We start from the raw sequence: 12588 nt of genomic DNA, 5'->3' as shown, positions 1-12588 counted from the left end.
TTAATAATATAATAAAGATACCCGAAAAAAGCAGTATGAAGTGACCCTTATAAGTCAGACCAAACATCTAACATATAGGAGGTCACATCAGTATTCTGCTGACAGGGTATCTTTTTTTGTATAAAAAATAATTAATTTATATGATTTTTATTGGAAGTGCTGCGGTTGACGGTGTAATTGATTGGTGCTATAGTAAACAGTACAAAGCCTGTATACAACAGGGAAAATAGATCATGGAGGAGTTATTGTGTTTAAGAATCTAAAGATAAGAGCAAAAGTATTTGCTGCTTTTGGCATGATTATTGTATTTGGAATTATTGCTTTTTCAGGTCTTTTAATGGGCATGAAAAAGATTGCAGGAAATGCACAGGATTTATACGACAAGCCATATTCTGCCGCACAGAGCACTTGGGAAATCCGCCGCGGAATTTTGGAGAGTCAGATGGCACTTTACCGGCTGACCAGTGCGAAAAAAACGGAATTAAGTTCAGCTACTGAGGAAGCAAAGGCAGTTATGGATCAGGACAGCCAGGATATCCAAAAAGCAGTGGCAGACTTAAACCTGAAGGTAAGAACTCAGGAAGAAAAGGATGTTCTGGGAAAGATACAGACCGGGATCTCAGAGACGGCTCAGATAAGAGAAAATGTGCTCAGTCTTACTTCAGACGGTAAGCTCGATGAAGCGCGGAATCTTGTAAAAAGCGCGTATGAGCCCAAGATTGAAGAGGTCAGAACCCAGGCGGTAAATTTGGGGGACCTTGTGGCAAAAGATGCCCAGGGGTTTGTCCAGTCAGCGAATAAGTCAAGTGATCTGTATTTATTTGCAGGTGTGATAATTATGGTACTGACTATTGTTTTATGTGCTGTTACTGCTGTTCTTTTCTCCAAGTCCATTTTAAAGCCTTTAAAGGAACTGGATCTGGCAGCAAAGGAGATGGCAAACGGAGATTTAAAGGCAGTCCGCTATATTACATATCAATCGGGTGATGAGCTTGGCGGTTTGGCAGAGAACCTCCGTCTTACCATGAAAACACTTGATGCCTATATTTCAGAGATTTCTTCTGTGCTTTTACGGCTTTCTAAGGGAGATTTAACGGTACCGAGAGATCAGATCACTGATTTTGTAGGTGATTTTTCAGAGATAAAGAGCTCTTTTGTTACCATTTTAAAGAGCTTTAACAGTACACTTGGAGATATTCATGAAGCAAGTGCCCAGGTGGATGTCAGTTCTGATCAGGTTTCTGATGCGGCACAGATGCTGTCACAGGGAGCCACTGAACAGGCAACAGCATTGGAGGATTTAACAGAAGCCATTTCCCATATCTCTGAACAGATCCGGGATAATGCAGATCATGCAAAGAAAGCCAATACTCTTACGGAACAGGCACAGGCAGAGGTAGAAGAAAGCAATCATCATATGGTATCCATGAACGATGCCATGAGAGAGATCAGCCAGTCTTCCCAGGAGATTGGAAAGATTATGAAGGCAATCGAGGATATTGCATTTCAGACCAATATTCTTGCCCTGAATGCTGCGGTGGAAGCTGCAAGAGCAGGCGAAGCCGGAAAAGGGTTTGCTGTGGTTGCAGATGAAGTAAGAAACTTAGCAGGAAAGAGTGCGGAAGCAAGCAAGAATACGGCCATTTTAATTGAAAACTCCGTGAGTACAGTAGAAAAGGGTATGGGCATCGCAGAACAGACTTCTCATTCTCTTAATGTGGTAAGAGAAACCATGGATCAGGTGGTAGATACCGTGAATCAGATTACCCGCGCATCAGAAAAACAGGCGGAGTCGGTGGAGAATGTATCCGGCAGAGTCAATCAGATCGCAGCAGTCGTTCATACCAATTCTGCTACTGCTGAGGAAAGTGCAGCTGCCAGTGAGGAACTATCCAGTCAGGCCGCATATTTAGAGCAGCTTGTAAAGCGGTTTCAGCTGTATAATAACAGAAAAGAAACAGAAGATTAAAGTAAATAGGACGGGCCCTGGACAGTGAAAAACATCTGCCGGGGCCCGCTTTTCAGCCTAAAGAAACATCCAGTATCATCATGATAAGAAAACCTGTCATGACTCCTAAAGTTCCTATATTGGAATGCTCACCTAAGTGAGCCTCAGGGATCAGCTCCTCAACTACCACATACATCATGGCGCCCGCTGCAAATGACAAAAGCCAGGGCATTAACGGTGCAATTCCTCCTGCAGCCATGACTGTCAGTATACCAAATACAGGTTCTACAATTCCGGATAAGCTCCCCTTTATAAATGCTTTGCGTGCTGAAAGACCTTCCTGTCTGAGGGGAAGGGATATGGCAGCGCCTTCCGGAAAGTTCTGAATACCAATTCCGATGGCAAGAGCCATGGCTGAGGTATAAAGTGCTGGGTCTCCTCCATGCTGTGCTGCAAGGGCAAAAGCCAGACCTACGGCCATACCTTCCGGTATGTTATGTAGTGTAACTGCCATGACTAACAATGTGGTGCGCTTCCAGGAAGACGAAATGCCTTCTGCTTTATTAAGTCCGGGACTGCTCATATCTGGATGAAGATGGGGCAGACAGGTATCCAGTACAATTAAAAATAAAACTCCCAGTAAAAATCCTCCGGCAGCAGGAATCCAGCCAATTCCCCCCTTTGCTTCAGCTTCTTCTATGGCCGGTATCAGCAGTGACCAGACGGATGCTGCAATCATAACGCCTGCCGCAAATCCCAGAAAAACTCTCTGGACAGATTGGTTTACTTCCCTTCGGAAGAAAAATACAACCGAAGCTCCCAGTGTTGTCATTAAAAATGTAAAACCGGTTCCTCCGGCAGCCCATAATATTGGTGTCATAAGTTTCCTCCTTTCTATAGAAATGTTAGCGTTTCCTAACTTGCATTTCTTACCTTTACTATATCATATCCTGGGAAATGTAGCAATGAAATAAATTCCCTTTCCATTTCCGACAAAATTGTGTTAAAATAGACCTGATTTTACATAGGAAAGGAAATTGATTGATGAACATAGATAAAGACTGGAACAGACGTTTTGCAGGACCGGTTTTACTGGCCGCAGTGACTGCAGCCTGCCTGTCTGCCTGCAATAGTGAAAGCGGAAATCCTAAGGAAACAGGGGCTGCCACACCAGCCGCCGCTGTTGTTTCTGAGACAAAGAAAGAGCAGCCCATTAACATTTTGACACCTGGAGGATTTTTGCTGCCAGGCCTTGATGATGTTCCGGAACTGACGGAAAATCCCATACCTGAGTTTTTAAGAAACGGTGTGGAGCATCCGGTAGTGGCAAGTCTTCAGGAACGGCTGATGAATCTCGGATTTATGGACAATGATGAACCTACCAATTATTTTGGAAACGTGACAGAGGCGGCAGTAAAAACCTACCAGAGGCAGAATGGGCTGGTTCAGGATGGAATTGTTGGACCGGAGACCTTAAATTCCATTATGTCTCCTTCCGCCAAATACTATGCGGTTGCCAAGGGCGTTCAGGGGGATGACATCACCAGGATACAGAATCGTCTTTATGAATTGGGTTATCTTGCAAATGCAGGGCAGGTTTCAGGAACCTTTGGTGATGAGACGGAGATTGCGGTACAAAAGCTCCAGGAAGTCAATGGTCTGAATGTTGACGGAAAGGTAGGACGCCAGACAATCAATCTGCTTTACAGTGAGGAGATCCGTCCTAACTATCTTACCTATGGAGAAAAGAGCGACGTAGTGCTGGCCAGCCAGCAGCGTTTAAAAGCTCTGGGGTATTTGATCACAGAACCGGATGGTGCTTATGGAAATGATACGGTGACAGCTGTTAAACAGTTCCAGTCACGAAATGACCTTGTAGTAGACGGGTATCTGGGACCATCAACAAGAATTGCATTAAACAGTTCTGAAGCCCAGCCCAATGGTATGGGACTTGGTGAGCAGGGAGATTCTGTCACCAGAATCCAGCAGCTCTTAAATAAATACGGATATCTTGCAAAAGGAAATATAACAGGCTATTACGGCGAAGCTACAGAAAAGGCTGTAAAAGCATTCCAGAGCAGAAACGGTCTTTCATCTGATGGTGCCGTAGGCCAGATGACCATGAATAAATTAACTGGGAGCGGTGTAAAATCAGCTGGGGCTTCCGGCGGTTCGGGAAGTGATTCCGGCAAAGGCGGCACTGTAAAAGGCGGTTCCGGTGTCAGCGGACTCCTTTCAATTGCAAGATCCAAGCTTGGGAGTCCCTATGTATGGGGAGCAAAAGGATCAGGTTCCTTTGACTGCTCCGGCTTTATATACTGGTCCTTAAATCAGGCAGGTGTACGTCAGAGTTATCTGACCTCTTCCGGTTGGAGAAATGTCGGGAAATACACAAAGATTTCAAGCTTCGGCAGTCTGCAGGCGGGAGATATTATTGTTGTCAGCGGCCATGTGGGAATTGTGGCAGGCGGCGGCAAGGTAATCGATGCTTCCTCAAGTAACGGACGTGTGGTAGAACGTGCCTTAAGCTCCTGGTGGAGCAACAACTTTATCTGTGGGTGGCGTATATTTGGATAGGAACGGTTCAGAATAATGGATATGAAAAAACAGAAAAAAGAAATTAACATGATCACGGATACGCCGGGAAGGTCACTCCTTCTTTTTGCACTTCCCATGATCCTGGGCAATTTATTTCAGCAGTTTTATAATATTATCGATTCTGTTGTTGTGGGACGTTTTGTTGGAGAAGAAGCCCTTGCTTCAGTGGGGGCATCTTTCTCTATTACCAATGTGTTTATCGCCATAGCTGTAGGCGGAGGAATCGGTAGCTCTGTGGTGGTATCACAGTTTCTTGGAGCGAAGCAGACGGGTAATATGAAAACAGCGATTTCTACCACACTGTTAAATTTCCTGACTATAGGTGTGGTATTGGGCGGACTTGGTCTTATTTTTAATGACCGGATTCTCCTTCTTATGAATACGCCATCCAATGTCTTTGAACAGGCATCGGTTTATTTAAGCATTTATTTTATGGGACTGCCTTTTTTGTTTATGTATAATGTTCAGGCAGCTGTGTTTCAGTCTCTTGGAGATTCTAAAACGCCATTGTATCTTCTGGTTTTCTCCTCTCTGTTAAATATCGTGCTGGATCTTTTGTTTGTTACACAGTTTCACAAAGGAGTATCCGGTGTGGCAGTAGCCACTTTAATTGCCCAGGGGCTGTCAGCAGTTTTATCGTTTCTCATCCTGGTCAGGAGGCTTAGATCGTATGAAACCACAGAATTATTCCATATTTACGACTGGAGGATGACGGTTCACATGATGAGGGTAGCCATTCCCTCCACACTTCAGCAGTCCATCGTACACATTGGAATGCTTTTGGTACAGTCAGTTGTTAACGGGTTCGGGTCTGCCGTCATGGCAGGTTTTGCAGCAGGTACCAGGATTGAATCCATCTGCATTGTACCAATGCTTGCGCTTGGGAATGCCATGTCAACGTACACTGCCCAGAATATGGGGGCTAAAAGAACGGACCGTGTCAGGAAGGGATATGGAGTCTGCTGTATGATGGCAGCGGTGTTCGCAGTGTTAATCTGCGCCATAATGGAGAGTCTTGGAGAAGTGTTTATAAGAAGCTTTTTAAATGAGAGCAGTGCACAGGAAGCGTTTGCGACCGGAATCAGCTATGTGAGGTTCATTTCATTCTTCTTTATCTTTATAGGCTTAAAGGCAATTACTGACGGGCTTTTACGAGGAGCAGGAGATGTGGTGGTATTTACAGCAGCCAATCTGGTGAATCTGGCAATCCGTGTGTCGGGAGCAGCTTTGCTTGCGCCTGTAATCGGGGTCCAGGCCGTCTGGTTTGCAGTGCCAGTCGGCTGGACCGCTAATTACATCATCTCTCTGACCCGTTATCTAACCGGCAAATGGGAAAGAATCCGTCTTATTTCTTAAGAGGAAACGCGAGAGTCGCCTTAAACAAATCTCCGTCAATGTAAAGCCGCAGCTCTCCGCCCTGAAGCTCTGTCAGGCTCTTTGCAATAGAGATGCCCAAACCGCTTCCTTCGGTAGTTCTGGCTACATCTCCGCGGACGAACCGCTCTGTCAGTTCGTCCGCGCGGATATTTAACGGATTTTCTGAAATGTTCTTAATGGTAAATAATATGTTTTTATCTTCTTTTACAATATCTACATAGACGCGGCTGTGCTCCATCGCATATTTAAACGCATTGTTGTAAAGGTTCTCAAGCACTCTCCATAAATATCGTCCATCTGCCTCAATTAACAGTGCTTCATCTGGAAGCTCAGATACCAGTTCCAAATGGCGGAGTGAAAATTTTTCTTCGAATTCACCGTTTGTCTGATGGATCAGTTCAACAAAATCTATGCTTGCCATATCTAACTTTAAGTTGCCGGAGCTGGCCTTGGAAGCTTCTACTAAGTCTTCTGTCAATGTCTTTAAACGCTGGGATTTCTGTTCCAGAACATCCAGATAACCCTGAATCCGCGGGTCCTGAATTTTCTCCCTTTTAATTAAATCCACATAGTTAATGATAGATGTAAGCGGAGTTTTTATGTCGTGGGATACGTTTGTAATAAGATCAGCCTTAAGCCGTTCACTGCGTACCTTTTCCTGAAGTGCAGTTTCAAGTCCTGAGCTTATATGGTTGATATTCTCTGCAAGTTCCCGTTCTTTTCCATAAAACTTTTTAATATCGATCTTATATGTGGTATTTCCATTGGATATGTTTAATAGTGCCTGGTTAATCTGATCGGTCTGCCATGCATTTTTGTACATCTGGTGAAATACCCAAAGATCCAGCATACAGAACAGAACAACCACCGCTCCCATAAGAACTCTGGATTCCAGATCACTGTAGGTGAACAGTAAAAATGCAAATGCCATAATCATTACGACATTAAAAACCAGAAACAGGGAATAGGTTATCATGATTCTTGTAGTAAAACGGTGATCTTTGAAATAGAGGCCGAGAGCCATTAAGCCTTTATGAAAAAGGCTGTTTTTCCATAGTCTTCCGGACTTATACTGCTTTAAAAGGTTTAAGGCCGCAGAGACTCCTGCAGCATAAAAGATCAGGATTTTTAATACCAGTTCTCCATAATACCATTTCTCAGAAGCAAGGAACAGATGAATAATTTTATATATAATCAGGTTAGAAATCACCAGGGCAAAGCCGGCAGCAGCCAGATACAGGACCAGACTGATCTCTGCGGGCAGCTGATCGATTCTCTGAACTATCAGAGACGGGCTCTGTTCTTCCGCCAAACCTGTAAAAAGGACCAGCATATAAAGGGTTGCAGCACATCCTAAGATTCCAAGTGCAAGGCATATCATTCCAAAGATGAAAAGAAGACGCATCTGATCAAAGGATTCAGCTGCCTGATAATAGGCATCATTATACGGGTAGGAGGTATTGACTGCAACAGTCATATGATAATTGCCATTATTATAGGGATTCATCTTCTCAAGCTCAGAGGACACGTTCTTTGGAACGGCTGTTAAGTTGGAGTCTACATAGAGCGCCTCACCCGTTACGTATAAATATTTCCCCATGGATTTAAACTCATCAATGGTTTTTCCTGGGAAATTAGTGTAGAGTTTATAATCGTCTGCTGTATTCTGGTACCGGATTTCGAACTTTAAGTTTCCCGGATTCTGGATAAACCGGTAATAAAACCGGTAATAGTTGCCTAAATGGGAAAGAACCTCATAGGAGAGCTGGTCAATGGACTGAAAGGAGTCTCCCGGCTCAACCGCTTTGAAGTCAGGCTCGTATGCGCGGTAAAGCACCTGGTAATTCATATCTTCACTGGAGCTTTCCTTGGGATGCCCTCCGCTGACCTTAAACTGTTCATTCAGATAATATCCCTGGGACTTGGCGTGCCGGATCATCTCATCTAACGTGTAATCTTTTGTGGTCCCCGGACCGTCAGCTACACGGACGATAAATTTGGAGTAATCCAGTTTTCCGTTTGTTTCAAATACTTCCTTATATTTGACATAATTAAATATATCATCAATGTCAGATTTTAACTGACCTGCAAATTCGGGAGTGTCTTCATAGGTTTCGTCGGCAATCCAGCTGATTCCTTCCCCATAGTGGGTGTTGTTGTACATGATAGTGACGCCGATCACTACCAGAAGGGAGAACAGGAGATTGGCCAGTACAGCCTTTTCTTTTCTTTTTTTCATAATGGCTCCTATTGCTTTTCGATCTTATACCCGACACCCCAGACTACCTTTAAATACCGTGGCTCTCTGGGATTAATCTCAATTTTTTCCCGGATATGACGGATATGAACGGCAACGGTATTGTCAGCACCAATGGCCTCCTCGTTCCAGATCTGTTCATATATTTCATCAATGGAAAACACTTTCCCTGCATTCTTAACCAGAAGTAAAAGGATATTATATTCAATGGGAGTGAGCTTTATAATCTCCTCATCAACCGTAACTTCCTTATTATCATCGTTGATGGCAAGACCGCCGCATTTGTAGATCTGACCGGCAGGCTGCTGGTTCATATTTCCAAGCTGGGTGTAACGGCGCATCTGTGATTTCACTCTGGCTACCAGCTCCAGCGGGTTAAACGGTTTGGTAATATAGTCATCTGCTCCGATATTCAGACCCAGAATTTTATCGGTGTCTTCAGACTTGGCTGAAAGAATGATGATAGGAATGCTGCTGGTCTCCCTTACTTTTAATGTGGTGCGGATTCCATCCAGACCAGGCATCATTACATCCAGAATCATTAAGTCAACTTCATTTTCCTCCAGGAGTTCCAGAGCTTCAAATCCGTCATAGGCTTTAATAATGTGAAATCCTTCTCCGGTTAAATATATATCAATGGCTTCAACAATTTGCTTATCATCGTCACATACTAAGATATTTTGCATTTGATAACCTCCTTTTTTCAATATTATACAACGAAGGCAGTAAAAAAGCACATTACTTTTTTATGAAGAAAAGGAAAATGAACGGGTTTCTATCATGTTTCCACCTGCTTTTTCATATGCTTTACCAATTCAGGTAAAAGGGTGCTGGTATGAACATTTATGTAGTACAGCCGGGAGACAGTGTAGATTCCATTGCCGCGTCCCAAAACGTTTCGGTAGAAGCTTTGACATATGACAATCAGATTTATCCTCCATACCGCCTGGCTGTCGGTCAGGCACTTTATATCAGAGGAGGCAGTCCTCCCGAAGACAGGATTCCACTTTACGTATTTGGTTATGCATACCCCTTCATAGATCCGGATAATCTGGATGAGACACTTCCATTTCTCACGGATCTTTATGTTTTTTCCTATGGAATTACGTTGGAGGGGGATCTGGTTCCGCCTCAGAGTCCAGATGACTGGATGATTGACCGGGCGCTGGAAGCGGGGGTGCGCCCCGTTCTGACCTTAACGCCTTTTGGACCTGATGGAAGGTTTAATAATAGCCTGGTTACAAATTTGGTGCATAATCCTCAGATCCAGCAGCGTCTGATGTGGAATCTGGGCAGAACCATGCAGGAGAAGCGGTTTGGTGGTCTGGATATTGACTTTGAGTACATTCTGGCAGATGACCGTCAGGCTTATGCAGATTTTGTGAAACGAACCACACAGATTATGAATCAGTTCGGCTATCAGGTAACCGTAGCTCTGGCGCCCAAGACATCGGCTGGTCAGGTGGGACTTTTGTATGAGGGTGTGGATTACAGGCTTCTTGGAGAAGCGGCAAACAGGGTTTTGCTTATGACTTATGAATGGGGATATACATATGAGCCGACAAGATATAGGTAATTATTAATCCTTTAAAAACCCAGTATTTTAGCGGTTTTCCGGGATCCTTGGGAAAATGTTTAATGTGAAGTTTGCCGTATTTCCGGCGCCTTTTTTATTTCTTTCAGTCTTTAAGTAGTCTATATGGTCTATCACATTTCTTAACATAAAGTTCCTTGTCATGATATCATCAACTTCCCAATACGCTTCAATCAGATGCTCGATCGCTGGAATAAAGTCGCGGCGGGCCTGCTCTATGGATATGATTCTATTCCGCTCTGTTTCTATGCGGGTGAGTTCTTCCTCCAGTTCGGCTTTTTGCGTATCTAATGTTACGCGGCGATCCTGAAAGGTTTCAAGGTTATAAATTCCTTGCTCCAGAAGGTCAAAGGTTTTATTAAGCTGTTTTATTGTCTGATTTAATTTTTCTTTTATATTGCCTATGGAGTTTTCAAGTACTGTAAGCGTTGTTTCTCCTTCATGTTCTGATTGCTCTGGCCATTCTACGTCATACTCTGGGATCCATTCTTTTAAGCTTTCAATAACCTGTTCTTCAATTAAAGAGAGTGGAGAGGATATATTGCTGCACTTACTGTTTGCACAGCGTAGAACAGCGTAGCGGAGCCGGGTATTGCTGGGCTGCCTGGTCATTAGGTTTCCGCACTTTGCACAGTAGACTAATCCGGAAAGTGGGTTCTGCAGAGCTGTGCTTGTATTAATGGGGAGTGGTTTACCGGCTTTGATCTTTTGTGCCAGGTTAAAGGTATCTTCTGAAATTATAGGATCAAATCGTCCACGAACTTTCTCACAATCTGCATCCTTTGGCCGGGATTCAATAATTTTGCCACCAACCATTTGTTTCTGGACTTTCCGCCATTGCCATCTTTGGTACCCACAATAGGTCGGGTTATTAAGTATATCAACGATGGAGGATGCAGACCAGGGCTTTTCACTTCGAGATGGAATGCTCAGCTCATTAAGCCGATCTCGGATCTGGTAGGATCCAAACTGAGCATAACTACCATCCTCCTGGGGTTCACCGGCGGTGTAGAGCTCAAAGATATATTTGATAATTTTAGCTTCTTCTGGCACGATCTGAAGTGTGTACCCTTTATCGCCTTTATGCTTAACCTTTTCGTATCCGTAGGGTGCTGTTCCGGCTATGTACCAGCCGTCACGAAAAGCTGCGATACGGCCGCGCTGGATCCGTCGATTAATGGTCTTATATTCCCGCCGGCTCATAAATAGATTGAATTCAAAATATTCCTCGTCGAATTCATCAGACGGGTCATATGTTTTCATCGGGGTTATGATACGGGTATTACTAAACTTAAAGGCTTCGGCAACGGTTCCCTGGTCCTTGGTGTCCCCTCTGGCCAGACGTTCCACTTCCATTACAAGGACGCCTTCCCACATGCCCTGCATGACTTCTACAAGGAGCTGCTGCATTTTGGGACGGGCGGATATTGTTTCTCCAGAGACCAGTTCTTTGTAGACGGCACCGATTTCAAGATCCATTTTTACGGATAATTCTGTCAGCAGCAGTTCGTGACGGGCCAGGGTTTCGCCTTCGCCACGGGATTCTGCTTCTTTATCAGCCCGGCTTTTTCTGAGATACATGAGATATGACATAGGTGCCTCCTTTCTTAAATCTATTTTATGGAAATAGTATATACTTAATTCTGTTTTGAGCGTTAATAATATGTTTCCTTATAAGGGTGATGCGAAAATAATGTAATTATATTTAATCTCTTTCCATAATCCCTGTAGGTAAGCTTTTTGAAAAGCCGCTCGGTGTTTTGAAGGCACCGGGCGGTCTTATATAATTAATAAAGGTCCAATTCTATTTAAGTCCAACTTGCGCTTTTGCAGTAGCGGAATCATTTGTAAATGTTACATTGGCATTTGAGCCAGCTGTTCCGTTTCCGTACCAGGTCACTATAATGATTTTGTAACCATTAGATTCAACCTGAGAAGATATAGTGCCAGCGCTGCCAACTATTTTTTGTACTTCTTCATATGTCATTCCTGTATCTATCTGGTTATACTCATCCAGGGTTATGTACTCGCTTTTGTCAGCTACTCCTGAAACTTCTTTTTGTATGCCGCCGTTCATTACAGTGCCGATAACTAAAATGCCAGCAATGACAATTATAAATGAAAAAATTCCTGCTAAACATCCGTGTGATTTCAAATTCCTTTTGCATACAGGGCATACTTTTGCCTTTGAGTTAATTTCAGATTGACAGAATTTGCATTTCTTTGTTTTTGCTTCTTTTCCCATATCTTTTCCCCTTTTGATTTTTATTTCATATCAGCCAGTCCAAATCTGTTTTTTACAGGTTCAGGAGCAACGTCATGGTCATAAACCACAGTTTCCTGATATGCATTGGGGTCACTCCAATAACGATTATTGTAGTAAACCACGCTTCCATTTGCCAGATCACGTGCAGTAGCCTCAGCACTTCCACTGTATTCAATCCAACCCTCATGAGGTCCACCTATTGGCATAAGGGTGTTGTAATCACAGGGATTCATGCAAGCGCCACTATCTGTGAATCCGAACCAGCCGTTTTGGAATTGGTACCATCCTGTTTTCATATAACCGGTTTTATCAAAGTAATACCAGCTATGATCAATTTCTTTTAATCCATTCATGGGATAGGTACCGTTATCGTTTTGATACCACCAGCCGGTGTTATCCTGTTTCCATTCTCCTGCGAATGCGGTAATTCCTAAGGTCATAGATAGTACAGCTGTTGCAAATAACAATTTTAACTTCTTCATGCTCATTCCTCCACTTTAGTGATAAATTATATTAACGACTTTAAGTCGTGATGAAATACCATAAGT

At 43.5% G+C, this 12588-nt stretch carries 9 protein-coding genes and 1 pseudogene; 4 read left to right on the top strand and 6 right to left on the bottom strand.

The features are described from left to right. Positions 1 to 247 precede the first annotated feature (247 nt). Positions 248 to 1969, top strand: coding sequence for a methyl-accepting chemotaxis protein (locus tag DS742_RS05365; protein ID WP_117415988.1), 1722 nt, complete (start codon positions 248 to 250; stop codon positions 1967 to 1969). Positions 1970 to 2021: 52 nt separating this feature from the next. Here DS742_RS05365 and DS742_RS05360 read toward each other — a convergent pair whose 3' ends face one another. After that, positions 2022 to 2828 carry a ZIP family metal transporter gene (locus tag DS742_RS05360; protein ID WP_117415987.1) on the bottom strand — a complete coding sequence of 269 codons (807 nt, stop codon included), beginning with the start codon at positions 2826 to 2828 and terminating at the stop codon, positions 2022 to 2024. Positions 2829 to 2992: 164 nt separating this feature from the next. On the opposite strand from DS742_RS05360, the gene DS742_RS05355 reads away from it, so the two are divergent. Together DS742_RS05355 and DS742_RS05350 are read left to right on the top strand one after the other, a co-directional pair. Beyond that, positions 2993 to 4525: a C40 family peptidase gene (locus DS742_RS05355; protein WP_117415986.1), complete on the top strand. Its 1533-nt coding sequence runs from the start codon at positions 2993 to 2995 to the stop codon at positions 4523 to 4525. 15 nt (positions 4526 to 4540) lie between these two features. After that, complete coding sequence (locus DS742_RS05350; protein ID WP_117415985.1) at positions 4541 to 5902, top strand: MATE family efflux transporter; 1362 nt, start codon at positions 4541 to 4543, stop codon at positions 5900 to 5902. On the opposite strand, the gene DS742_RS05345 is transcribed toward DS742_RS05350, so the two are convergent. Next, on the bottom strand, positions 5892 to 8162 hold the full coding sequence (locus tag DS742_RS05345; RefSeq protein WP_117415984.1) for a sensor histidine kinase: 2271 nt from the start codon (positions 8160 to 8162) through the stop codon (positions 5892 to 5894). The genes DS742_RS05350 and DS742_RS05345 overlap by 11 nt on opposite strands. Positions 8163 to 8170: 8 nt before the next feature. After that, a complete protein-coding gene (locus tag DS742_RS05340) occupies positions 8171 to 8866 on the bottom strand; it encodes a response regulator transcription factor (protein WP_117415983.1) in 696 nt (231 codons plus the stop codon). 149 nt (positions 8867 to 9015) lie between these two features. On the opposite strand from DS742_RS05340, the pseudogene DS742_RS05335 reads away from it, so the two are divergent. Then, positions 9016 to 9741 (top strand): annotated as a pseudogene (locus tag DS742_RS05335) (LysM peptidoglycan-binding domain-containing protein); the annotation flags it as partial. Between the two features lie 42 nt (positions 9742 to 9783). Here DS742_RS05335 and DS742_RS05330 read toward each other — a convergent pair. The 3 genes from DS742_RS05330 to DS742_RS05320 all read right to left on the bottom strand — a co-directional run bounded on the left by DS742_RS05330 (position 9784) and on the right by DS742_RS05320 (position 12522). Beyond that, a complete protein-coding gene (locus tag DS742_RS05330; RefSeq protein WP_117415981.1) occupies positions 9784 to 11367 on the bottom strand; it encodes a recombinase family protein in 1584 nt (527 codons plus the stop codon). Between the two features lie 211 nt (positions 11368 to 11578). Then, entirely contained in the window at positions 11579 to 12019 is a 441-nt protein-coding gene (locus DS742_RS29175; RefSeq protein ID WP_205692733.1) for a DUF3862 domain-containing protein, read from the bottom strand. Between the two features lie 20 nt (positions 12020 to 12039). Next, complete coding sequence (locus DS742_RS05320) at positions 12040 to 12522, bottom strand: hypothetical protein (RefSeq protein ID WP_117415980.1); 483 nt, start codon at positions 12520 to 12522, stop codon at positions 12040 to 12042. Positions 12523 to 12588 lie beyond the last annotated feature (66 nt).

It is taken from the genome of Lacrimispora amygdalina (genome assembly GCF_003432035.1).
Lineage (GTDB): Bacteria > Bacillota > Clostridia > Lachnospirales > Lachnospiraceae > Lacrimispora > Lacrimispora amygdalina.
This window is presented reverse-complemented; position numbering and strand designations above follow the sequence as displayed.

Bases quoted from the DNA above. Each gene is read 5' to 3' on its own strand.
- DS742_RS05360 (WP_117415987.1), bottom strand. From the start codon at position 2,828: ATGACACCAATATTATGGGCTGCCGGAGGAACCGGTTTTACATTTTTA.
- DS742_RS05355 (WP_117415986.1), top strand. From the start codon at position 2,993: ATGAACATAGATAAAGACTGGAACAGACGTTTTGCAGGACCGGTTTTA.
- DS742_RS05350 (WP_117415985.1), top strand. From the start codon at position 4,541: ATGGATATGAAAAAACAGAAAAAAGAAATTAACATGATCACGGATACG.
- DS742_RS05345 (WP_117415984.1), bottom strand. From the start codon at position 8,162: ATGAAAAAAAGAAAAGAAAAGGCTGTACTGGCCAATCTCCTGTTCTCC.
- DS742_RS05340 (WP_117415983.1), bottom strand. From the start codon at position 8,866: ATGCAAAATATCTTAGTATGTGACGATGATAAGCAAATTGTTGAAGCC.
- DS742_RS05330 (WP_117415981.1), bottom strand. From the start codon at position 11,367: ATGTCATATCTCATGTATCTCAGAAAAAGCCGGGCTGATAAAGAAGCA.
- DS742_RS29175 (WP_205692733.1), bottom strand. From the start codon at position 12,019: ATGGGAAAAGAAGCAAAAACAAAGAAATGCAAATTCTGTCAATCTGAA.
- DS742_RS05320 (WP_117415980.1), bottom strand. From the start codon at position 12,522: ATGAAGAAGTTAAAATTGTTATTTGCAACAGCTGTACTATCTATGACC.